At 55.7% G+C, this 23,547-nt stretch carries 14 protein-coding genes, 2 tRNA genes and 2 pseudogenes; 12 read left to right on the plus strand and 6 right to left on the minus strand.

Annotated elements, in window-relative coordinates; translation table 11 throughout:
- Position 1 precedes the first annotated feature (1 nt).
- The 5 genes from HA45_RS02005 to recD all read left to right on the plus strand — a co-directional run bounded on the left by HA45_RS02005 (position 2) and on the right by recD (position 12,120).
- A complete protein-coding gene (locus tag HA45_RS02005; RefSeq protein WP_240629271.1) occupies positions 2-274 on the plus strand; it encodes a prepilin-type N-terminal cleavage/methylation domain-containing protein in 273 nt (90 codons plus the stop codon).
- 79 nt (positions 275-353) lie between these two features.
- A complete protein-coding gene (gene recC / locus HA45_RS02010; RefSeq protein ID WP_100703592.1) occupies positions 354-3,734 on the plus strand; it encodes an exodeoxyribonuclease V subunit gamma in 3,381 nt (1,126 codons plus the stop codon).
- 105 nt (positions 3,735-3,839) lie between these two features.
- Positions 3,840-6,737, plus strand: coding sequence for a pitrilysin (gene ptrA / locus HA45_RS02015; protein WP_100703593.1), 2,898 nt, complete (start codon positions 3,840-3,842; stop codon positions 6,735-6,737).
- Positions 6,734-10,279 carry an exodeoxyribonuclease V subunit beta gene (recB, locus tag HA45_RS02020; protein ID WP_100703594.1) on the plus strand — a complete coding sequence of 1,182 codons (3,546 nt, stop codon included), beginning with the start codon at positions 6,734-6,736 and terminating at the stop codon, positions 10,277-10,279. Before ptrA ends, recB begins: the two co-directional genes overlap by 4 nt.
- Positions 10,276-12,120 (plus strand): exodeoxyribonuclease V subunit alpha, encoded by a 1,845-nt coding sequence (recD, locus tag HA45_RS02025; protein WP_100703595.1) that lies wholly within the window; start codon positions 10,276-10,278, stop codon positions 12,118-12,120. The genes recB and recD overlap by 4 nt, the downstream gene beginning before the upstream one ends.
- A gap of 168 nt (positions 12,121-12,288) precedes the next feature.
- On the opposite strand, the gene argA is transcribed toward recD, so the two are convergent.
- Positions 12,289-13,617, minus strand: a complete 1,329-nt coding sequence (argA, locus tag HA45_RS02030) for an amino-acid N-acetyltransferase (protein ID WP_100703596.1) — start codon at positions 13,615-13,617, stop codon at positions 12,289-12,291.
- 232 nt (positions 13,618-13,849) lie between these two features.
- Here argA and amiC point away from each other — a divergent pair, with 232 nt between their 5' ends.
- A complete protein-coding gene (gene amiC / locus HA45_RS02035) occupies positions 13,850-15,085 on the plus strand; it encodes an N-acetylmuramoyl-L-alanine amidase AmiC (RefSeq protein ID WP_100703597.1) in 1,236 nt (411 codons plus the stop codon).
- A gap of 79 nt (positions 15,086-15,164) precedes the next feature.
- On the opposite strand, the gene HA45_RS02040 is transcribed toward amiC, so the two are convergent.
- Both HA45_RS02040 and HA45_RS02045 read right to left on the minus strand, forming a co-directional pair.
- Positions 15,165-15,241 (minus strand) — tRNA-Met (locus HA45_RS02040).
- A gap of 50 nt (positions 15,242-15,291) precedes the next feature.
- A tRNA-Met gene (locus tag HA45_RS02045) sits at positions 15,292-15,368 on the minus strand.
- Between the two features lie 204 nt (positions 15,369-15,572).
- Here HA45_RS02045 and mltA point away from each other — a divergent pair.
- Positions 15,573-16,721, plus strand: a complete 1,149-nt coding sequence (gene mltA, locus HA45_RS02050) for a murein transglycosylase A (RefSeq protein ID WP_100703598.1) — start codon at positions 15,573-15,575, stop codon at positions 16,719-16,721.
- Positions 16,722-16,854: 133 nt separating this feature from the next.
- Positions 16,855-17,660, plus strand: a pseudogene (gene tcdA, locus HA45_RS02055) (tRNA cyclic N6-threonylcarbamoyladenosine(37) synthase TcdA).
- On the opposite strand, the gene csdE reads toward tcdA, so the two are convergent.
- Together csdE and csdA are read right to left on the minus strand one after the other, a co-directional pair.
- On the minus strand, positions 17,648-18,097 hold the full coding sequence (gene csdE, locus HA45_RS02060) for a cysteine desulfurase sulfur acceptor subunit CsdE (RefSeq protein WP_100703599.1): 450 nt from the start codon (positions 18,095-18,097) through the stop codon (positions 17,648-17,650). The pseudogene tcdA and the gene csdE sit on opposite strands and share 13 nt — an antisense overlap.
- 4 nt (positions 18,098-18,101) lie before the next feature.
- Positions 18,102-19,307, minus strand: a complete 1,206-nt coding sequence (gene csdA, locus HA45_RS02065; protein WP_100703672.1) for a cysteine desulfurase CsdA — start codon at positions 19,305-19,307, stop codon at positions 18,102-18,104.
- 207 nt (positions 19,308-19,514) lie between these two features.
- On the opposite strand from csdA, the gene HA45_RS02070 reads away from it, so the two are divergent.
- The 4 genes and pseudogenes from HA45_RS02070 (at position 19,515) to rlmM (ending at position 22,530) form a co-directional block, all read left to right on the plus strand.
- Entirely contained in the window at positions 19,515-19,739 is a 225-nt protein-coding gene (locus HA45_RS02070; RefSeq protein ID WP_100703600.1) for a YgdI/YgdR family lipoprotein, read from the plus strand.
- 335 nt (positions 19,740-20,074) lie between these two features.
- Positions 20,075-20,992, plus strand: coding sequence for a transcriptional regulator GcvA (locus tag HA45_RS02075; RefSeq protein ID WP_100703601.1), 918 nt, complete (start codon positions 20,075-20,077; stop codon positions 20,990-20,992).
- A 50-nt stretch (positions 20,993-21,042) separates the two neighbouring features.
- On the plus strand, positions 21,043-21,438 hold the full coding sequence (locus HA45_RS02080) for a DUF423 domain-containing protein (protein WP_034823080.1): 396 nt from the start codon (positions 21,043-21,045) through the stop codon (positions 21,436-21,438).
- Positions 21,431-22,530 (plus strand): annotated as a pseudogene (gene rlmM / locus HA45_RS02085) (23S rRNA (cytidine(2498)-2'-O)-methyltransferase RlmM). Before HA45_RS02080 ends, rlmM begins: the two are co-directional and overlap by 8 nt.
- Before the next feature lie 239 nt (positions 22,531-22,769).
- Here rlmM and xni read toward each other — a convergent pair.
- Positions 22,770-23,525, minus strand: coding sequence for a flap endonuclease Xni (gene xni / locus HA45_RS02090; protein WP_100703603.1), 756 nt, complete (start codon positions 23,523-23,525; stop codon positions 22,770-22,772).
- Positions 23,526-23,547 lie beyond the last annotated feature (22 nt).

Below are 23,547 nucleotides of genomic sequence, written 5' to 3' on the forward strand. Positions count from 1 at the left end.
CCTGGCTGAAACGCTGGTGGCGATGCTGTTGCTGGCAATGACCATCAGCACGCTGTTGCAATACCATCGGGTACTGGCCTTGGGGTTTAGTCAACAGTGGCAGCAACAGCAGGCGTGGCAGGTTGCCGGACAAGCCTTGCTCGGGCGCGAGGTGGCGGGTTGGCAGATTGAGCGCCAGCAGCAGAGTGTGGGCCTGGGGTGCATGCTGGAGCGCGTCACCGTGACGGGTTCGCAGCAGCGCAGCGCCACTCTGGCGCGGCTCAATTGTCACTAAGGTGACCTCTGCGATAGGCATCGTTAACGATACAGGGTAGAGTGACCAGGCTGCGCTGTTTTCCCTCTCAAGGAGATTTATGTTCCGGGTTTACCACTCCAATCAGCTCGATCTGTTGAAAAATCTGGCAGGTATTCTGATTGAAAACCAGCCGCTGAACGATGCGCTCGCGGCCGAACAGGTGCTGGTGCAAAGCCCCGGCATGGCGCAGTGGCTGCAGATGGAGCTGGCAAACAGTTTTGGTATCGCGGCGAATATCGACTTTCCGCTGCCTGCGACCTTTATCTGGAACATGTTTGTCAAAGTGCTGCCCGGAATCCCTGAAGAGAGCGCTTTCACCAAAGCCAGCATGAGCTGGAAGCTGATGCATCGCTTGCCCACCTTGCTGGAGCAGGATGCGTTCCAGCCATTACGTCACTACCTCAATGATGACGATGACAAGCGTAAGCTGTATCAGCTCAGCGCACGTGTTGCCGATCTGTTTGACCAATATCTGGTGTATCGATCTGACTGGCTCAACAGCTGGGAACGCGGAGAACTCATTGACGGCTTAAGCGATGCCCAGCAGTGGCAGGCACCGCTGTGGCGCGATCTGGTGGCGTTCACCGAGCAGCTAGGCCAGCCGATGTGGCACCGCGCCAACCTGTATGCGCGCTTTATCCACGCGCTGGAGCAAGCATCAACCCCTCCAGCAGGGTTGCCGCAACGCGTGTTCATTTGTGGTATCTCCGCGCTGCCGCCGGTGTATTTGCAGGCGCTGGAAGCGCTCGGTCGCCACATCGATATTCATCTGCTGTTTACCAATCCCTGCCGCCATTACTGGGGCGATATTCAGGATTACGCTTTCCTCGCGAAATTGCAGAGCCGCAAACGTCGCCGCATTCAGTCCGAAGAGACGCAGATGCTGTTCCGCGATCCCGAAGCAGCACAGACGCTGTTCAATGAACTCGGCGAACAGCAGCTCACCAATCCATTATTAGCTTCGTGGGGAAAACTGGGGCGCGATAACCTGTTCCTGCTCAGTCAGATGGAATCCGCCGCGAACGATATTGATGCCTTTGTCGAGATGCCGCAGGACAACCTGCTGCACAGCCTGCAAGCCGACCTGCTCAACCTTGATGACCATGCGGTGATTGGCCTGCATGCGGATGAACTGGGCAACAGCAGCAAAAAACGCCCGCTCGATCCGCACGATCGTTCCATCACGCTGCAGGTGTGTCATAGCGCTCAGCGTGAAGTGGAAGTGTTACAGGATCATCTGCTAGGGCTAATGGAAGCCGATCCCGATTTGAAGCCGCGCGATATCATTGTGATGGTGGCGGATATCGACAGCTACGCGCCCTTTATTCAGGCGGCGTTTGCCAGTGCGCCCGCCGATCGTTATCTGCCGTTTGCTATCTCGGATCGTCGTGCCAGCCAGGCGCACCCGGCGATTTTAGCCCTGTTAAGTTTGCTGAGCTTGCCGGAGAGTCGCTTTGCTTCCGAAGAGGTGCTGGCACTGCTGGAAGTCCCCGCGCTGGCGCAGCGCTTCTCGGTGGATGAAAGCGGTCTGCGCCTGCTGCGCCGCTGGGTGATGGAGTCCGGCATTCGTTGGGGGCTGGATGATGCGAGCGTCGAAGCGTTGGCGCTCCCCGTCACTGGCCAGCACACCTGGCGCTTTGGTTTGCAACGTATGTTGCTGGGCTATGCGCTGGAAAGCCGCAACGGCGACTGGCAGGGCATTTTACCTTACGATGAATCCAGTGGATTGATTGCCGAACTTGCCGGGCATCTGGCTGAACTGCTGTCACGTCTTGAGGCATGGCGCCTCCGGCTGTCTGAAGAGCGCACGCTGCCAGAATGGTTACCGCTGTGCCGCGAGCTGATCGACAGTTTCTTCAATGGCGACGCCGAGAGCGAAGCAGCGTTGCTGCTGGTTGAAACCCAGTGGAAACAGATTATTGAGCAGGGCATGCAGGCGGCCTATCAGCAGCCAATTCCCGTGACCTTACTGCGTGATGAACTGCGTTCACGCCTCGATCAGCAACGTATTAGCCAACGCTTCCTGGCGGGGCCGATTAACTTCTGTACCCTGATGCCGATGCGTTCCATTCCCTTCAAGGTGGTGTGCCTGTTAGGCATGAACGATGGCGTGTATCCACGCACCCTGGCACCGCTCGGCTTTGATCTGATGCAGCAGCAGGCACGCAAAGGCGATCGCAGTCGCCGTGATGATGATCGCTACCTGTTCCTCGAAGCGCTGATTTCAGCACAACACCAGCTTTACATCAGTTACATCGGTCGTGCGATTCAGGACAACACCGAGCGTTATCCCTCGGTGCTGGTAACGGAACTGGTGGATTATCTTGGTCAGAGTTTTTGCCTGCCGGGCGACGAAGCATGTGAACCCGACGTCAGCGAACAGCACGTGCGTGAGCATTTGCAAACGCTGCACAGCCGCATGCCATTTGCGGCGGAAAACTATCAGCCCGAAGCCTGGGGTCAGAGCTTTGCCGCCGAATGGTTGCCGGCAGCCACCGGCAGCGGCGTGGCACAGCCGGACTTTGTGCAACGGCTACCGTTGCTGCCGCTGGAAACCCTCTCGCTGGAACAACTGCTGCGCTTCTGGCGCCATCCGGTGCGCGCCTGGTTCCAGCAGCGGTTAGGCGTGGCGTTTTGGATGGAAGAGAGCGAGTTGCCGGACAGCGAACCCTTTGCACCGGATAGCCTGGAGCGTTATCAAATCAATGCACAGTTGCTGAATACGCTGGTTAATGGCGACGATCCGGCCCAGCTCTATGCGCGCCATCGAGCCGCCGGCAATCTGCCTTATGGCGCTTTTGGGGAACTTTTCTGGCAGAGCCAGACCGAAGAGATGCAGGAAGTGGCTGCGGAAGTCAGCGGTCAGCGTCAGGCGGCCGAAGGGTGGGAGATCAATCTGTCACTTAACGGCGTGCAGTTGACCGGCTGGCTAACCCAGGTGCAAGCTGATGGGCTGCTGCGCTGGCGTCCGGGCGTGCTGAATATGAATGATGGCCTGCTATTGTGGCTGGAGCATTTGGTGTATTGCTCGCTGGGCGGCAAAGGGGAAAGCCGCATGTACGGGCGCAAACAGAGTCGCTGGTGTTTTAAAGCCATCGACGCGGAGCCTGCGCTGTCATTGTTGAGCGAATACGTTGAGGCCTATCAGGTCGGGATGACTGAACCGTTGATGCTGCTGAACAAATCAGGGGGCGCGTGGCTGGATGCCTGTTTTGACGGCAAATCTCGCCAGCTGTTGGACGATGAAGCTACGCAGAAAAAGGCACTTAACAAATTGCTGCAAGCCTGGCAGGGTGGTTTCCAGGTGGAAGGTGAGGGCAGCGATCCCTATCTGCAACGTTTAAGCCGTATGCTGGATGATGAAGCGGTGCAGGCGATAACTGCCGCCGCTCGTCAGTGGTATTTACCGGTGCGCCTTGCGCATCAAGATGATGAATAGCAATCGGGTAACCCGGTGTTTGCTGGTGTTCCCAAAATCATAAAAAGTTGTTTATTGCGCCGCTGGGCACACAGCCAGCGGTAAAGGGTAAAGAAAGGGGTTTAAATGCGGATTTACGCACGCTGGATTGGAGCGCTGCTGCTGAGCATGCTGGCGCTGAATGCCTTTGCCAATAGCGATCGCGGCTGGCAACCTATCAACGAAACGATTCGAAAAAGCGATCACGATCCACGCAGTTATCAGGCGATTACGCTCAGCAATGGCATGACGGTATTGCTGGTGTCTGACAAAGACGCACCGAAATCATTGGCGGCGCTGACGTTGCCGATTGGCTCGCTGGACGATCCTAATCAACAGCTGGGACTGGCGCACTACACCGAGCATATGGTGTCGATGGGGTCTAAACGCTATCCGCAGCCGGACAACCTGGCGGAATTCCTTAAAAAGCATGGTGGCAGCCATAACGCCAGCACCGCATCTTATCGCACAGCGTTCTATCTGGAAGTGGAAAATGACGCGCTGCAACCGGCGGTCGATCGCCTGGCCGATGCCATTGCTGAGCCATTACTCGATCCGGTTAACGCCGATCGTGAGCGCCATGCGGTGAATGCGGAACTGACCATGGCGCGTTCGCGCGATGGGCTGCGTATGTCGCAGGTTGGGGCGGAAACCCTGAACCCGGCGCACCCGGCATCGCGTTATTCCGGTGGTAACCTCGATACGCTGCGTGATAAGCCTGACAGCAATTTGCATCAGGCGCTGAGTGATTTTTATCACAGCCACTACTCAGCCAATCTGATGAAAGCGGTGATTTACAGCAACAAATCGTTGCCGGAAATGGCCGATATTGCGGTCCAGACTTTTGGGCGTGTGGCTAACCATCAGGCCATCGTGCCAAAAATCGAAGTGCCGGTGGTGACCGATGCGCAGAAAGGCATCATCATTCATTACGTGCCCGCCCAGCCGCGCAAGCAGTTAAAATTGGAATTCCGCATTGCCAACAACAGCGAGCAGTTCCGCAGCAAAACCGACACGCTGATCAGTTACATTCTTGGCAACCGCAGTAAAAACACTCTGAATGATTGGCTGCAAAAACAAGGGTTAGCGGACGGCGTTAATGCCGGCGCCGATCCGATGACGGATCGTAATAGCGGCGTGTTTGCTATCACGGTATCGCTGACCGATAAAGGCCTGGCGCAGCGTGATGAAGTGATCGCCGCCGTGTTTAGCTACCTCGATATGCTGCGTAATAAAGGCATTGATAAAGGCTATTTTGACGAGGTTTCGCACGTCCTGGCGCTGGATTTCCGTTATCCATCGATTACCCGTGATATGGATTACATCGAATGGTTAGTGGATACCATGTTGCGCGTGCCGGTCGATCACACGCTGGATGCACCGTACCTCGCTGATAACTTCGATCCTGCTGCGATAAAATCTCGTCTGGATGAGATGACGCCGCAAAATGCCCGCATCTGGTATATCAGCCCGAATGAGCCGCACAACAAAGAAGCTTACTTTGTGAATGCGCCTTATCAGGTCGATAAAATCAATGCTGCGCAGTTCAGTGACTGGCAGCAGCGTGGTACTCAGATTCAGCTATCAATGCCGACGCTGAATCCGTATATCCCCTCTGATTTCACTATCGTGCCTGGCGATGGCAAAACCTATACCCACCCGTTGGCACTCACCAGCGGTGATAGCATGCGCATTTATTGGATGCCGAGCCAGTTCTACGCCAGTGAACCTAAGGCAGCCATCACTCTGGCGCTGCGTAACAAAGCGGCGATCGGTGATGCACGTCAGCAGGTGCTGTTTGGCCTGAATGATTATCTCTCCAGCGTGGCGCTGGATGAGCTGAACTCTCAGGCCTCGGTGGGCGGCATCAGTTTCTCGACCGGTGAAGATGACGGCATCGTGTTCAGCGCCAGTGGTTTTACGCAACGCTTGCCTGAACTGCTGAAGAAACTGGTCGAGGGTTATGCCAGCTTCCAGCCCGATGCACAGCAGCTGGAACAGGCGAAGTCCTGGTATCTGGATCGATTAGAGGCTGCGGAGAAGGGGAAAGCCTTTGAGCAGGCCATCCAACCGATGCAGATGTTGTCTCAGCTGCCGTACACCCAACGTGAGACGCGTCGTAAATTAGTCAAAGACCTGACGCTAAAAGACGTGACGGATTACCGCGATGCGTTACTACGCAACGCCACGCCGGAAATGATGGTAGTAGGCAACCTGTCTGCCGAACTCGTCAAACAGCTAGGCACTGACCTGCAGCAGCAGCTGCACAGCGAGGGGCACAGTTACTGGCACAGTGATTACGTGGTGATCGATAAAGCCATGAAGGCTAACCTGCAAACTGCAGGCAGCAGCACGGATTCGGCGCTTGCCGCGCTCTACGTGCCACTGGGTTACGACGAGTATCAAAGCATGGCCAACAGCACCATGTTGAGCCAGATTGTTCAACCCTGGTTCTACAATCAATTGCGTACTCAGGAACAACTTGGCTATGCCGTGTTCTCGTATCAGATGCCGATTGGTCGCCAGTGGGGGATTGGCTTCCTGCTGCAAAGTAACAGTAAGCAACCGGCTTACCTGATGCAGCGCTTCGAGGCGTTTTATCCGCAGGCAGAGCAACGTCTGCGCGACATGAAACCGGAAGATTTTGCCCAGTATCAGCAGGCGTTGATCAACGACTTAAAACAACGTCCGCAAACGCTGGATGAGGAAGCGAATCGCTACAGTCGTGACTTCAACCGTCAGAATTTTGCCTTCGATACACGTGAAAAGGCGATTGAGCAGATCCAGAAACTTACCCCACAGGGTTTGGCCGATTTCTTCCACAAGGCTGTGCTGCAACAGCAGGGGATGGCGATGATTTCGCAGATTGGCGGCAGTCACGATGGCGCCACCAAAGATGATTATGCGCCACTGCCAGGCTTTACCAACTGGGATCAGGTTGAGAAGCTACAGCAATCTCTGCCGGTAAAGAGTGATACGCAATGAGTCTGCATCAGCCGCCTGAATCGCTCAATCCGCTAACGCTGCCGTTACGCGGAGAGCGGCTGATTGAGGCGTCTGCCGGGACCGGAAAAACGTTCACTATCGGTCTGCTTTATCTGCGGTTGTTGTTAGGTTTGGGGGGGCCCAACGCTTATTCCCGTCCGTTGTCGGTAGAGGAAATTCTGGTGGTGACCTTTACTGAGGCGGCCACGGCGGAACTGCGCGGACGTATCCGCGCCAATATTCATGAGCTGCGGCTGGCCTGTATTCGCGGTACCAGCCGCAATCCCATGCTGAAGCTGCTGTTGCAAGAGATGCCGCAGCCTGCGGAGGCGGCATCGCTGCTGCTGGCGGCGGAACGTCAGATGGATGAAGCGGCGATCTTTACCATCCACGGCTTCTGCCAGCGCATGCTCAATCTCAATGCGTTTGAATCGGGCATGCTGTTTGAGCAGCAACTGATTGAAGATGAGCAACAGCTGCTGCGCCAGGCCACTGCCGATTTCTGGCGTCGCCACTGTTACCCGCTCACGCTGGATATTGCGCGCGTGATTGTCAGCGAGTGGAGTGGCCCGGAGCAGCTGCTGGCCACCTTACGGCCATGGCTGCAGGGCGAATCCCCCAGCCTGCGTTTGCCGCCCGCGGACGCAGAAACACTGACCACGCGCCATCATGAAAATCTGGCGCGTATCGACGCGATAAAAGCCGAATGGCGCGCGGTGGGTGAAGAGGTGTTGACGCTGGTCGGGCAGTCCGATGTCGATAAGCGTAGCTACAGCAGTAAAAATCTGCCGGTGTGGGTGAATAAGGTCAGTTTCTGGGCGCAGAGTGAAACCTGTGACTATCAGTTGCCTGCAGAACTGGCGCGCTTTGGCCAGCAGGTGCTGGAAGAGAAAACCAAAAAAGGCCATCCGCCGCACCATGCGCTGTTTACAGCGATTGATCTGTTCCTGGCTCAGCCGATTTCACTGCGCGATTTGGTGATTGCACGTGCGTTGGTTGATGTCCGTGCGGCAGTGCGCAAAGAGAAACGTCAACAGGCGCTGCTGGGTTTTGATGATCTGCTGAGCCGGCTGGATGATGCCCTGCAGCAGCCCGCGGGTGAGCAACTGGCTCAGGCGATTCGTCAGCGCTTTCCGGTGGCGTTAATCGATGAATTTCAGGACACCGATCCGCAGCAGTATCGTATTTTCCGCACGCTTTATATCAATCAGCCCGAACATGCGCTGCTGTTGATTGGCGATCCCAAACAGGCTATTTATGCGTTTCGCGGTGCTGATATTTTTACCTATATCCGCGCGCGTAATGAAGTTAGCGCGCATTACACCCTCGACACCAACTGGCGCTCTTCGCCAGCCATGGTCGAGAGCGTCAATCAGCTGTTTTCTCGCCTTGACGCGCCGTTCCTGTTTGACGCCATTCCCTTTTTGCCGGTGCAGTTCGCGGCGCCGAATCAAACGCTGTCTCTGAGCATCGATCAGCAGGAGCAGGCGGCATTACGTCTCTGGTTACAACCGGGCGAGGGATGCAGCGTCGGCGACTATCAGCAGACCATGGCACTGCAATGTGCTGCGGACATCAGCCATTGGTTACAGGCTGGACAGCAACAGCGAGCGCTGCTGGGCAAAGCTTCAGCACAGCGCCCGGTGCAGGCATCGGATATCACGGTGCTGGTGCGCAGCCGCAATGAAGCGAATCTTATCCGTGAAGCACTTAACCAGCTCGGTATTCCCTCGGTTTACTTGTCGAATCGCGACAGCGTGTACACCACCCCGGAAGCGCGTGAACTGTTGTGGTTACTGCAGGCGGTGCTGGCTCCCGAGCAGGAGCGCATGTTACGCACGGCGCTGGCCACCTCGCTATTTGCTTTTGATGCCGCACAGTTGGATGCATTGGATCAGGATGCGCGTGGCTGGGATGAATTAGTCGAGACTTTCGCCCGCTGGCAGCAGTTATGGCAACAGCGTGGCGTATTGCCGATGCTGCGTCAGCTGATGCTGGAACGTCAGCTAGCGGAAAACTTGCTGGCCTCGGAAAACGGGGAACGCCGCCTGACCGATCTGCTGCATCTTGGTGAACTGATGCAGGAGGCCGCTTCACAGCTCGACAGCCCGCATGCGCTGGTACGTTATCTGGCGCAGCAGATTGCCAGCCCGGATAGCCAGTCGTCCAGCCAGCAACTGCGTCTGGAGAGCGATCGCCACCTGGTGCAGATCGTCACCATCCACAAATCCAAAGGACTGCAATATCCGCTGGTGTGGCTGCCGTTTGCGGCTGGATATCGCGAAGCGGATACCGCGCTGTATCACGATCGCGACAACTTTGAGGCGGTGCTCGATCTGCAGGCCGATGACGCCAGCCTGGCGATGGCGGAACAGGAGCGCCTGGCGGAAGATCTGCGTTTGCTTTACGTGGCACTCACCCGCTCGATCTATCACTGCAGCGTTGGCGTGGCACCGCTGTTTCGCGGTACGCGCAAGAAAGAGGGCGCGAGCGATCTGCATAAAAGCGCGCTGGGCTATCTGCTGCAGCGCGGTGAGGCGGCCTCGGCAGAACAGCTAGCCACGCTGCTTGAACAGATGGATGCCACCGGGACTGAAGTCGTGCAGATAGCGCATCAGGAGGCCGAACGCTGGCAGGAACCTGCAACTGCCGATCAGGCATTGGCTGCCAGAACCGTCTCCCGCACGCTGGTTGAACCCTGGCGAGTGACCAGTTATTCCGGCTTGCAGCAGCACGGCAACCAGCGACTACTCGATGTGATGCCAAGCTTTGATATCGAAGCCGCAGGTGAAGAGCAGCAGGAAGAGGCCGCTGAAGCCGCATTGACGCCGCACCATTTCCCGCGTGGCGCGGCGCCGGGGACTTTCCTGCACGAACTGTTCGAATCGCTCGACTTCCCTCAGCCCCCAACTGCGGCGTTGCTGGATCAACATCTGCAGCAGAATGGTTATCCGTTGCACTGGCAGCCGATGCTGACGGACTGGATTGCGCGCGTGGTGAGCACGCCGCTCAATGCGCAAGGGATTCAGCTCGGCAACGTGCAGGCCAGCGATCGCCTGGTCGAAATGGCCTTTTACTTGCCTATCGACGGCTTATTGACGGCCAATGCCCTGGATGCACTGATCCGCCAGGATGCTTTATCGTCTGATGCGCCACCGCTCGATTTTCGTCAGGTGCAGGGGATGTTAAAGGGCTTTATCGATCTGGTGTTCCGCTGGCAGGGTAAATATTACCTGCTGGATTATAAATCCAACTGGCTGGGCGACAGTCACGATGCCTATACCCCAGCGGCGATGAAACAGGCCATGATCGACCACCGTTACGATTTGCAGTATCAGCTCTACACGCTGGCGCTGCATCGCTATCTTAAACATCGCCTGGCGGACTACGACTACGAGCAACACTTCGGTGGCGTGTTTTATCTGTTCCTGCGTGGCATGGATGGCACTTCACCGGCCAATGGCGTGTTCCACACACGGCCCACCCTCGAATTTGTTTCACAACTGGATAGCCTGTTTCGCGGGCAGGGAGCCACGGCATGAGCGGCATCACAGCGCTATTACAACAGGCGGTTGAACTGCGTTTACTGCGTTCACTGGATGTCCAGTTCGCCCTGTTGCTGGCGGATGACACGCAGCCAGCACGCCTCCTTGCTGCTGCCTGTCTCAGCGCCGAAGCGGGAGAGGGCCATGTTTGCCTGCCGCTGTCACAGCTGAGTCGTGAAGGATTATTTAATGGTCGTCATCCTGATTGGGTTCAGGCCATCTGGCTGGCGGCGGGTGAACCGCAGAATTGGCATGATGTGCTGGCAAACTGGTCGGCGGTGAGTGGTGACGAACAGGCCGCTCCGATTGTTCTGAGTGAAAACCGTCTGTACCTGCATCGCTTATGGCACAACGAAGCGCAGGTGGCACGGTTCTTTCAGGCGCAGTCTGCAACGCAGCCGTTTGCCAGTGAAACGGTGCGTGAGGTGCTGGATGAGCTGTTTGGTACGGAGCCGGATAACTGGCAAAAAATCGCTGCAGCGGTGGCGCTGACCCAGAAAACAACCGTGATTTCTGGCGGTCCCGGCACCGGCAAAACCACCACGGTGGCGAAGCTGTTAGCGGCATTGATTCGCCTGACTGACGGTGCGCTGCGTATTCAGCTGGCGGCGCCAACAGGTAAAGCGGCGGCGCGATTAACCGAATCACTTGGCAAGGCGCTGCAAAAACTGCCGGTCAGCGACACTGAGCGCCAGCGCTTCCCGGCGGAAGCCACCACGCTGCACCGTTTGCTCGGTGCACAACCGGAAACGCAGCGCCTGCGCTATCACGCCGGTAATTTGCTGCATCTTGATGTGCTGGTGGTGGATGAAGCCTCGATGGTTGATCTGGGCATGATGGCGAACCTGATCGCCGCACTGCCGCCACAGGCGCGGGTGATTTTCCTCGGCGATCGCGATCAGCTGGCTTCGGTGGAAGCTGGCGCGGTGCTGGGCGATATTTGTCGCTGCGCTGAAGCAGGATACAGCGTAGCGCGCGCAGCCCAGCTAAGTGCCTTAACCGGTTGCCTGGTTGAAGGCCACGATGATCCCAGCGCGCCCGCCGTGCGCGATGCCATCTGCTTATTGCGTAAAAGCTACCGTTTTGATGCCAACTCGGGCATCGGCAAGCTGGCTGCTGCGGTCAATGCCGGCGAGCCAAAAGCCGTCGAAGCCGCATTTAACGCGGGCTTCAGCGACATTTCACGCCAGCCACTCAATGATGGCGAGGCGTATCAGTTGATGCTGACTGACATCGCAGCGGGCTATCGTCCGTTTCTCCATCTGGTGAGCCAGCGATCGCCACCCGCTGACATCCTCGCCGCGTTTGGGCGTTACCAGTTGCTGTGTGCACTGCGTGAAGGGCCGTTTGGCGTGCAGGGATTAAATCAGCGTATCGAGCAAAAACTGATACAGATGCAGCTGATTCGTCGTCCGCCTGGCGGCAGCCGCTGGTATCAGGGCCGCCCGGTGATGGTCACGCGCAATGACAGCGCGCTGGGGCTGTTTAACGGCGACATTGGCATTACGTTGTTCGATGACGAAGGGCTGCTGAAGGTGTTCTTTCCGTTGCCGGATGGCAGCATCAAAGCCGTACAGCCGAGCCGTTTACCGGCACATGATACCGCCTGGGCAATGACGGTGCATAAATCGCAGGGATCGGAGTTTGAGCATACGGCGCTGGTGATGCCGGCGCAGTTTTTACCGGTGTTGACCCGCGAGCTGATTTACACCGCAATTACCCGTGCGCGTAAGCAGCTAACGTTATACAGCGATGATGGCGTTTTTCGTCGTGCGGTGCAGTTACGCACGCAGCGCCGTAGCGGATTGTTGGATCGGCTGAGCGGCGAGTCATCCTGAGTTGGGGTTGAGGTCGGTCGACAAACCGACCTCAGGGCAATGCGGATGTTTAATTGGATGCGCGTGGATGCGCATCCTGAAACAACGTTATCAGTCTAAGAAGTGGGGCAACTCCAGGCCATTAAGCGTAATTTTCCATTCACTACCCTTCAGCGCGATTCACTACCGTTAGCGCAAATCCGCCATCAGCACCTTCGAACGGCGTTGATAGTTATACATCTGTTTCTTGCTCTCCGGCAGTGATTCGATATCTACCGGCGTAAAGCCGCGTTCCTGGAACCAGTGAATACTGCGGGTGGTCAGCACGAACAGCTTCTTAAGACCCATCTGGCGCGCCTGCAGTGCCACACGATCCAGCAGCAGCTCGCCGCGTGATGAGCTGCGGTAGTCCGGATGTACTGCCACGCAGGCCATCTCACCAATCTGTTCATCCGGGAACGGATAGAGCGCGGCACAGGCGATGGTCAGGCTATCGCGCTGAATAATGGTGAATTTGTCGATCTCCATTTCCAGCTGCTCGCGCGAACGACGCACCAGTATGCCTTGCTGCTCCAGTGGACGAATCAATTCCAGAATGCCGCCAATATCGTTGATGGTAGCGCGACGAATCTGCTCGGCAGACTCCATCACGATCTGTGTCCCGATACCGTCGCGTGAGAACAGCTCCTGGATCAATGCGCCATCTTCCTGATAGCTGATCAGGTGGCTGCGACGCACGCCGCTGCGGCAGGCTTTCACCGCACCCCGCAGGAAACGCACCGTGCCCGACAGGAAATCACCGTCATTTTCCATCTCATCGATACGCGCTTGCGCTTCGTTGGGGAACAGCTCGGAAATGATGGTGCCTTCGCGATTAGTGACGCCTTGTTCAGAGCAGAAGCCAATCATCTTTTCGGCTTTCAGCTTGATCGCCAACTGGGTAGCCACTTCTTCAGAGGTCAGGTTAAAGCTTTCACCGGTTACCGATACCGCGACCGGGCCGAGCAGCACGATGGCATCATTATCCAGCTGACGATGGATCGCCTCTTCATCAATACGGCGAATACGGCCGCTGTGGCAGTAATCCACACCATCATCCACGCCTAGCGGTTGGGCGATAATAAAGTTACCGCTTACCACGTTGATGTGCGCGCCTTGCAGCGGAGTGTTATTCAGGCTCATTGACAGGCGGGCAGTAATATCCAGCTGCAAACGTCCGGCAGCCTGCTTCACCAGTTCCAGTGATTGGGCATCGGTTACGCGCGTGTGCTTGTGGTAAATCGGTTCCAGCTGTTGCTGTGCCATGCTGGCATCAATCTGCGGACGGGCGCCGTAAACAACCACCAGGCGAATGCCAAGACTATGCAACAATCCGATGTCATTAACGATGCTGGAAAAGTTCTCATGCTCGATGGCTTCACCGCCCAGCATGATGACAAAGGTCTTGTCACGGTGGGCATTTATATAGGGAACGGTATGGCGAAAACCCTGAACCAGTTCGGTACTACGTTCCTTCACGGCAAACCCTCTGTGAATGTTTATTCGTAATTTGTGTATTTTTATGCTCTTTTGCCGGTTATTGCAAGCGCCGGGCCTGACGTTACTTTACGATTTTCCTGATGCAACCCTCGCTAACAGCCTGCATTATCTGGTTTTTCTGGCAAAACACGACACGGCTTGCCAAGCAAAGTTTTCGCCTTCCTCTCGTCGATTGACGATATTTTAGACATCACACAGCAGTTGGAGCGGCATGTCCGAAGCTTTTACACGACGACGATTATTGCAGGGCGCGGGCGCGCTATTACTCTTGAGCGTAACGCGAACCGGACTGGCAGCCAGCCAGCATATTGTGGCGGTGCGCATCTGGCCTTCATCGACTTACTCCCGCGTGACGTTAGAGTCGAATGTTCCTCTCAAGTATAAACAGTTCGCCCTGAGCAACCCCGATCGCCTGGTGATCGACATTGAGAACCTGCATATCAATCCGGTCCTGAAAGGGGTGGATAAGCAAGTACGCGTTGACGATCCATATATTAAAAATGCCCGCGTCGGCCAGTTCGATGCCAACACGGTGCGCGTGGTGCTGGAGCTGAAACGCAACGTCGCGCCGAAGATCTTCACGCTGGCACCGGTGGCGGGCATCAAACATCGTTTAGTGGTCGATCTCTATCCGAGCCAGCCATCGCCGGAAGAGGATCCGCTACTGGCGTTACTGAACGATTACAATCAGGGTGACCTTGAACGCGATCAACCCGCGCAGGCGCCGTTACCGGGCAAAGCAGGGCGCGACCGTCCGATCATCATCATGATCGATCCCGGTCACGGCGGCGAAGATCCCGGTGCGCATGGCAAATATAAGACGCGGGAAAAAGACATTGTGCTGAAGATTGGCCGCTACCTGAAAGCGCTGATCGACAAAGAGCGCAACATGAAAGCGTACATGACGCGCAACGAAGATGTGTTTATTCCACTGCGTGTGCGCGTTGCGAAAGCACGCAAGCAGCGCGCCGATCTGTTTATCTCGATTCACGCCGATGCCTTTACCAGCCGTGCCGCGCGCGGTTCGTCGGTGTTTGCGCTTTCGACCAGTGGTGCAACCTCCACCGCCGCGCGCTTCCTGGCGCAAACCCAAAACGAATCGGATTTGATTGGTGGCGTCAGCATGAGTGGCGACCGTTATCTCGATCACACGATGTTCGACATGGTTCAGCGGCAGACCATCAGCGACAGCCTGAAATTCGGTAAAGAGGTGTTATCGCGTATGGGTCATATCAATCACCTGCATAAACGCACGGTGGATCAGGCGGGTTTCGCGGTACTCAAAGCCCCGGATATTCCATCGATACTGGTGGAGACCGCGTTTATCAGCAATGTCGAGGAGGAGCGTAAGCTGCGCACGCCGCGTTATCAGCATCAGGTGGCTGAGGCGATCCTGCATGGGATTAAGGCGTATTTCGATAAAGGTGCGGTGCTTGCGCATCGTTGAGAGGAGGGCGGCCACTGTGCCGCTTTTTTTGACTGGCGACAAAAACAAAAAAACACCCGTTAAGGTGCTTATCTGTAATTGGTTGCGGGGGCCGGATTCGAACCGACGACCTTCGGGTTATGAGCCCGACGAGCTACCAGGCTGCTCCACCCCGCGTCCGTCTGACGCTTTTACTACGTTCACATTGTATTCTTCTAAAGACGAATTGGTTGCGGGGGCCGGATTCGAACCGACGACCTTCGGGTTATGAGCCCGACGAGCTACCAGGCTGCTCCACCCCGCGTCCGTGGATGCGCACTATACTCTCGACGCGCGGCGATGCAACCCCTTTTTGTGTTAAAGCCTTAAATTTACAGCCAGTTGGTGATTAATAGTGCCATTGGGCGATTAATTGTACAGATGTGAGCGCGGTACCCTGTGGCGGATTTCATTCTCTCTGTCCCTTTGCTATCGTCGCCCTGCAAACAACCGAGAAAAAGAGAACGTAATGAAAGGACATTGGGCCAAATATGCACTGACTGGCGCGTTTCTCGCGCTTTTAGCGGGCTGTAGTTCTAAACCGACTGACCGTGGTCAGCAATATATAGATGGCAAACTGAATCAGCCGCTTGGGCTGGTTAATGAACCGAATGCCAAAGGGCGCCCTGTTAACGGCCGCGATTTTGGCGTGCAGGTGCAACAGATTCAGGGGGCATCATCCGGGTTGTATAGCCGCAACACCGGCACTTACAGCGCGATCCAGAACTGGCTGCTCTCCGGCGCCGATACCCGTCAGCTGAGCCAGTTCGGTTTAAATGCTTATCAGATGGAAGGTACCGATAACTACGGTAACGTGCAGTTCACCGGTTACTACACGCCTGTGGTGGAAGCACGCTATACCCGCCAGGGTGAGTTCCAGTACCCGATTTATCGCATGCCCCCGCGCCCGCGCGGCCAGAAGTTGCCGAGCCGTGCTTCTATATATAGTGGCGGACTCGATGAACGTTACGTGATCGCCTGGAGCAACTCGCTGATCGATAACTTTATGATGGACGTGCAGGGCAGCGGCTACGTTGATTTCGGTGACGGCCGTCCAATGCGCTTCTTTGGCTACGGCGGCAAAAATGGCTGGGCCTATCACAGCGTTGGTAAAGAGCTGATCGATCGCGGTGAAGTGAAGCGTGAAGATATGTCGATGCAGGCGATTCGCCAGTGGGCACAAGATCATTCGCCGGAGCAGGTGCGTAATGTCCTCGAGACTAACCAGTCATTCGTGTTCTTTAAGCCGGAAGAGTATGTGCCGGTGCGTGGTGCCAGTGCGGTGCCTTTGATTGCCAAAGCGTCTGTGGCCTCCGATCGTTCATTGATTCCTGCAGGCACGGCATTGTTAGCCGAAGTGCCGCAGTTGAATGAGAAGGGCAAGTTCAACGGCAAGTATGAGATGCGACTGATGGTGGCACTGGATGTTGGCGGAGCGATTAAAGGCCAACACTTCGACATCTATCAGGGTGTCGGGCCGGATGCGGCGCACCTTGCCGGCTTCTACAATCACTACGGCCGCGTCTGGGTGTTGAAAGCCGCGCCGGGTGCCGGACAGCCGTTGTTTAGCAATCCGCAGAATGGCAATAATGGTTCACTGATTATCGGGGCGAATTGATATTCTTCCCTGCGGCAAATCAGCGGGAGTATTTAACTGATTTGCCATGGGTCGCCAATAAGGGCGACTCAACGAGTCCTTCACTGTTTCTGTAAGGGTGCGCATGCATGCGCACCGCATCAAAAGGTTTGATATGAAAGAAGTCAGCGACGCCTGGCGGCAACGTTTTGGCGGCACGGCGCGTTTGTACGGGCAGGACGCACTGCAGCGTTTTGCCGACGCCCATTTTTGTGTGATTGGTATTGGTGGCGTGGGTTCATGGTCTGCTGAAGCGCTGGCACGCACCGGAATCGGTAAAATCACGCTGATCGACATGGATGATGTCTGCATCACCAACACCAATCGCCAGATTCATGCCCTGCAAGGCAAAGTGGGACAAGCGAAAACCGAGGTGATGGCGGAGCGGATTCGCGCCATTAATCCGGAGTGCGAAGTGACCTGCATTGATGATTTCATCACGCCGGATAACACCGCTGAGTTGCTGTCGGCGGGTTTGATTACGTGATTGATGCGATAGACAGCGTGCGCCCCAAAGCGGCGCTGATTGCGTGGTGTCGTCGTAACAAAATCCCGTTAGTCACCACCGGCGGGGCGGGCGGACAAATCGATCCGACGCAGATTCAGGTCAGTGATTTAGCCAAAACCATTCAGGATCCGCTGGCGGCAAAACTGCGTGAGCGACTGAAAGGCGACTTTGGTGTGGTGAAGAACAGCAAAGGCAAGTTAGGGATTGATTGCGTGTTTTCCACCGAGGCGCTGGTTTATCCTCAGCTGGATGGCAGCGTCTGTACTTCCAAAAGCACCGCTGAAGGGCCAAAACGTATGGATTGCGCGGCGGGTTTTGGTGCGGCCACCATGGTGACCGCCACATTCGGCTTTATCGCTGTTTCACACGCGCTGAAGAAGTTTCTCGCTCGCGCGGCGCGTCAGGCTGCTTGATGCATCCGCGCGGTGCGTTGCACTGCATCGGCCAACGCCTTTAAGCCGCTGCTGCGTGAGGCGCTGAGCTGTGCGCGCAGGCCTAAGGTATCAAACAACGCCAGCGGATCTTGTGCTAATAGGTCCGCTGGCGTTTTGCCTTCTACTGCGGTCAGCAGCACCGCCAGCAATCCGCGCACAATGCGGCCTTCGCTGTCGCCATAGAAGTGCAGTTTGCCGTTCGGCAGCAGCTGGCTGCTGAGCCATACCCGATTTTCACAGCCGCTGAGTTCAATATCTGCCGTTTTTACCTCCTCTGCCAGAGCAGGTAACTGGCGGCTGAGCTGGATCAGCTGGCGATAGCGATCTTCCCACTGATGAAAATGGGTAAATTTTTCGGTCAGGCTGGCTTCAGTAATCACATCACCAAACGGATGCGGACCAATCAGGGTCGTCATAGCGTTATTCACTCAGCAGTTCTACGGCATGATGCATGGCGCGCACCAGCGCATCCACGTCCTGCAAATTATTATACGGGGCGAATGACACGCGTAACGTACCACTGACGCCCAGCGCCGCCATTAAGGGCTGGGCGCAGTGTTGCCCGGCTCGCAGCGCAATGCCCTGTTCTGCCAGCAAGGTGACAATATCACTGTGATGGATACCCTCAATATCAAACGCCAGCAGGCTGGCATTGCCGCAGCGGAAACTGCGGAAACCGGGAATTTCACTCAACTGCTCTTCGGCCAAACTGGCTAACTGCTGGCTCCACATCTCGGCCTTTTCGGCGTGATGCTGTGACAGCCACTCCAGCGCGGCGCTCAGGCCCACCACGCCAGCGACGTTTGGCGTACCGGCCTCAAAACGCCACGGCACCGGTTGGGGCGTGAAGCCGTTAAAATCGACCTGCGTCAGCATCTTGCCGCCGCCTTGCCACGCATCCATCTCTTCCAGCAGTTCGGCTTTGCCGTAAAGCGCCCCGATGCCCATTGGGCCATACAATTTATGGGCGGAGAAGGCATAAAAGTCGATATCCAGCGCCTGAACATTCGGTGGGGCATGCACGATACCCTGGGCACCGTCCACCATCACTTTTGCGCCGACGCGATGCGCCAGCGTAATGGCCTGAGCGAGATCCGGACAGCCGCCGGTGACATTCGACATCTGGCCGATCGCCAGCAGTTTGGTTCGCGCGTTGAGCAGTTGCGGAAGCAGGCTGATATCCGGCAGACGATCTGCGCCAATCGGCCATTTCACCAGCTTCGCGCCGCGAGCCTGCGCGACCATCAGCCACGGCACCAGATTGGCATGATGTTCTGCTTCGCTCACCACAATCTCATCGCCCGGCTGTAAGCGTGGTGCCAGCCAGCTGTTGGCCACCAGGTTAATCGCTTCCGTGGTGCCGCGCGTCCAGATTATCTGGCGGTCATCGGCGGCATGGATCAAGTTGGCCACCCGTCCGCGCGCCTGCTCGTACTTTTCGGTTAAGGCGCGAGCGGCTTTAAACTGACTGCGATGCACGGTGCCCGCACTCAAGCTGTAAAAATTTGCCGTGGCGTCAATCACCGCCTGTGGCTTTAACGTTGTGGCGGCGCTATCGAGGTACACGCCAGCATCGCTTAACGCTGGAAACTGCGCGCGGAAGGCGGTTGGGGAGAAGATGGTCATACTAAACCCACTGTATTCATTTTTAGGACCAGGCCGAAAGCCGGCCGGTTCGCTGGCAAAGCTGGAAAAGCGCGTTATGCTAATTATTGCAAGGTTTGAACCGATACCCGCATAACGAATCGACATTATCAGTCGAAATCACTTTTTGCTGCCTCTGGTCAGCGCATGCGGGTGGTTTAATGCAATCAATCTGCAAGGAGATAGAAGATGAAAAAACTCGCCGCAGTGCTGGCCGTGTGTACCATGGCCTTTACCCTGGCTGCTTGTTCCAGCAATTATGTCATGCATACTAATGATGGTCGCACCATTGTTGCCGCTGGCAAACCGAAAGTTGACGATGATACCGGTATGATCAGTTATAAAGATGCCAATGGCAACGAGCAGCAGATTAACCGTACAGATGTAAAAGAAATGGTTGAGATGGGGCAGTAAGCTTTAGATAAAAAAAAGCACCGCAATTTGCGGTGCTACTTAAAATCACTTGGACAGACAGGGTAAATCTACAGGAATTAAAAGCTTGATCTGCAATCGTCAGATCAAAATGCAAACACAACATCACGACCACAAGCCAAAAGCTCTCCAAAAGTCTGCGATCTCTCGCACGTTTCCAGAAATCTTTTCGTTCCGGCTCAGGAAGTGCGGCAACTATAGGTATTTGCTGGAGCTTCCTCAACGGACAATTTATAATGTCTCGGATTAAAAAAACTAATACGTAACGACTTTGTATAAGTTGGACGATGACCTTATGAATCCGCACACGGAAAACCATGTCAAAACGCCTTCCACCGCTTAATGCTTTACGCGTCTTCGATGCTGCAGCCCGCCATTTAAGCTTCACAAAAGCCGCTGAAGAGCTGTTCGTTACCCAGGCAGCTGTCAGCCACCAGATTAAATCTCTGGAAGATTTCCTCGGCCTAAAGCTGTTTCGGCGGAGGAATCGTTCGCTTTTACTTACGGAAGAAGGTCAAAGCTACTATTTGGATATCAAGGAGATCTTCTCTGCGATCAACGATGCTACGCGTAAACTTCAGGCGCGCAGTGCCAAGGGTGCTTTAACCGTCAGCCTGCTGCCGAGTTTTGCCATTCAGTGGCTGGTGCCACGCCTTTCCAGCTTTAATATGGCTTATCCGGGCATCGATGTGCGTATCCAGGCGGTCGACCGTGATGAAGAGAAGCTAGCCGATGATGTAGACGTGGCTATTTTCTACGGCCGCGGCAACTGGCCGGGGCTGCGTGTTGAAAAGCTGTATGCCGAATATTTGTTGCCGGTCTGCTCGCCGATGCTGCTGACCGGCGACAATCCGCTGAAAACAACGGCCGATTTGGCACACTTCACGCTGTTGCATGACGCCTCGCGGCGCGACTGGCAGTCCTACATTCGTCAGCTAGGATTGCAGCACATTAATGTGCAGCAGGGACCGATTTTCAGCCACAGCGCGATGGTGCTACAGGCCGCTATTCACGGCCAGGGCGTTGCGCTCGCCAATAATGTGATGGCGCAGAGTGAAATTGAAGCCGGGCGGTTGGTCTGTCCATTTAATGACGTATTAGTCAGTAAAAATGCTTTTTATCTGGTTTGTCATGACAGCCAGGCAGAACTGGGTAAAATAGCCGCCTTTCGTCAGTGGATCCTGGAAAAAGCCGCAGTTGAACAAGAAAAATTCCGCTTTCGCTACGATCACTAATGCGTTGAGTGCTGCACAGTGATGTGCAGTTTCATTCTGAGGAAGAATAAATGTCCAGTCGTGCCATGTTTGTGTTTGCCGCCATCAGCGGATTCCTGCTGGTGGCATTTGGTGCTTTTGGGGCGCACGTGCTGAGCAAGTCGCTTGGCCCAGCCGAAATGGCGTGGATTCATACCGGCCTTGAATATCAGGCTTATCACACGCTGGCGGTCATTGGTCTGGGTGCAGCGATGCTGCGCCGCGCCAATATCTGGTTTTACTGGAGTAGCGCTGCATTAGCGCTCGGCACCGTGTTGTTCAGTGGCAGCCTGTATTGTTTGGCGCTGTCACACTTAAAGTTTTGGGTTTTTGTCACGCCAGTGGGAGGATTGTTCTTCCTGATAGGCTGGTTCTTGATGTTGATTGGCGCATTGCGTCTTAAACGAAAGGCGGATCGCCATGAATAAAGTTTTGCTCTATTGCCGTCCTGGCTTTGAGAAAGAGTGTGCGGCAGAAATCAGTGCCAAAGCGACCGAGCGTGAGATTTTTGGTTTTGCGCGCGTCAAAGATGATTCCGGCTATGTGCTTTATGAGTGCTATCAGCAGGAAGATGCTGAAAAACTGATTCAAACGCTGCCGTTTTCTGAGCTGATTTTTGCACGCCAGATGCTGGTGGTGGGCGAACTGCTGCGCGACCTGCCGCAGGAAGATCGTATTTCCCCTATCGTGGGTATGCTGACCGGCGTGGTGGAAAAAGGCGGTGATCTGCGTGTCGAAGTGCCGGATACGAATCAGGCGAAAGAACTCACCAAGTTCTGCCGCAAGCTGACCGTACCGCTGCGTGCCAGCCTGCGTGAAAGCAAAATTCTGCTCAACTACGAATCGCCGAAGCGTCCAGTGGTGCACGTGTTCTTTATTGCACCGGGCACCTGCTATGTCGGATATTCACTGCCAGAGAACAATTCACCGTTCTATATGGGCATCCCGCGTCTCAAGTTCCCATCTGATGCGCCAAGCCGTTCGACTTTAAAGCTGGAAGAGGCATTCCATGTCTTCATCCCGGCCGATGAGTGGGAAGAACGTTTAGGCAGTGGCATGTATGCGGTTGATCTGGGCGCTTGCCCCGGTGGCTGGACCTATCAATTGGTTAAACACAGCATGTGGGTGTATGCCGTGGACAACGGCCCGATGGCACCGAGCCTGATGGACACCGGACAGGTTACCCACTGCCGCGAGGATGGGTTCAAATACCGTCCCGCGCGCAGCAACATCAGCTGGCTGGTGTGTGACATGGTGGAAAACCAGTGCGCGTGGCCAGTTTGATGACCGAGTGGCTGGTCAATGGCTGGTGCCGTGAGGCGATCTTCAACCTCAAGCTGCCAATGAAAAAGCGCTACGAAGAAGTGACGCAAAACCTGGCAATGATCGATGAAGCGTTGAAAGAGAAGGGCATCAATGCAGAGATCCAGGCGCGTCAGCTGTATCACGATCGTGAAGAAGTGACCGTTCACGTGCGCCGCCTTTGGGCGGCAGTGGGCGGCCGTCGCGACGAACGCTAATCCTGCTTCATACTTTGCACTACAGCGGCGTTGGCTGCGCTTGCTCGCCCCGGTCACATACTGACGTATGCTCCCGGGGACTCACGCACTTGCCGCCTTGCTGTAGCACAAATTATTTCGCAGGATGCATTTCCCGTCATACTTCGCTGGATTTCCCGGGTTCAAACTGTAGCGGCGCAATTTATTGCGCATGTTGTGAGGCTCGCAGGTGTGTGCGGCAGAAACGCCGCACAGATCATTTACGCCTTATAGCGCAACGTATTCAAATTCCCCTGCAATTCCAAATCGCGTTTTAACGTTGAAACCTGGCGGCAAATCTCTGCCATCTCTCGGTGATCGCGCAATTTCTTTTGCCACTTTTCAGGGACCTGGTCGAACTGCTGATACAGGGCTTCCAGCGTACCAAACTGCGTGAGCAGTTCACGGGCGCTTTTGGGGCCGATGCCGGTAACGCCGGGAATCTTGCTGCTGCTGATACCGCACAGCCCCCAGTAATCGGGCAACTGCGCGGGCGTGACACCGAACTCCTGTTCGATAAAAGGCACGTCCAGCCAGCGTTTTTGGAAGTAATCACGGATGCGGATATTGGGCGCCAATAGCTGGCAATAGCCTTTATCGGTGGAGACGATAGTCGCTTGATGGCCAGCATCGGCCATTTTTACCGCCAGCGTGGCGGCGAGATCGTCGGCTTCGTCGAGATCGGCGACCCAGCAACGCACGCCGACAGCTTCAAACGCCTGCTGGATGGCGGGCATCTCCAGCTGCAAATCGTCTGGCATCGCAGGGCGACCGGCTTTGTAATCGGGCAGCAGCTGATGCCGCCAACCGGGGTGGCGCTCGTGACTATCAAACACCGCGACCACGTGTGTCGGCTGTGTGTGAACTAACAGTTGATGCAAGGCGGCCACGCAAGCTTCGCGACACGGTGTGCCCTGCACGGCATGCAAGCGACGGATCAGGTTCAGCGCATCAATGATCAGAAGATGAAACGACATAGTGATAGCGGCAGCCCGCAGG

It is taken from the genome of Pantoea rodasii (assembly GCF_002095465.1).
Taxonomy (GTDB): domain Bacteria; phylum Pseudomonadota; class Gammaproteobacteria; order Enterobacterales; family Enterobacteriaceae; genus Pantoea; species Pantoea rodasii.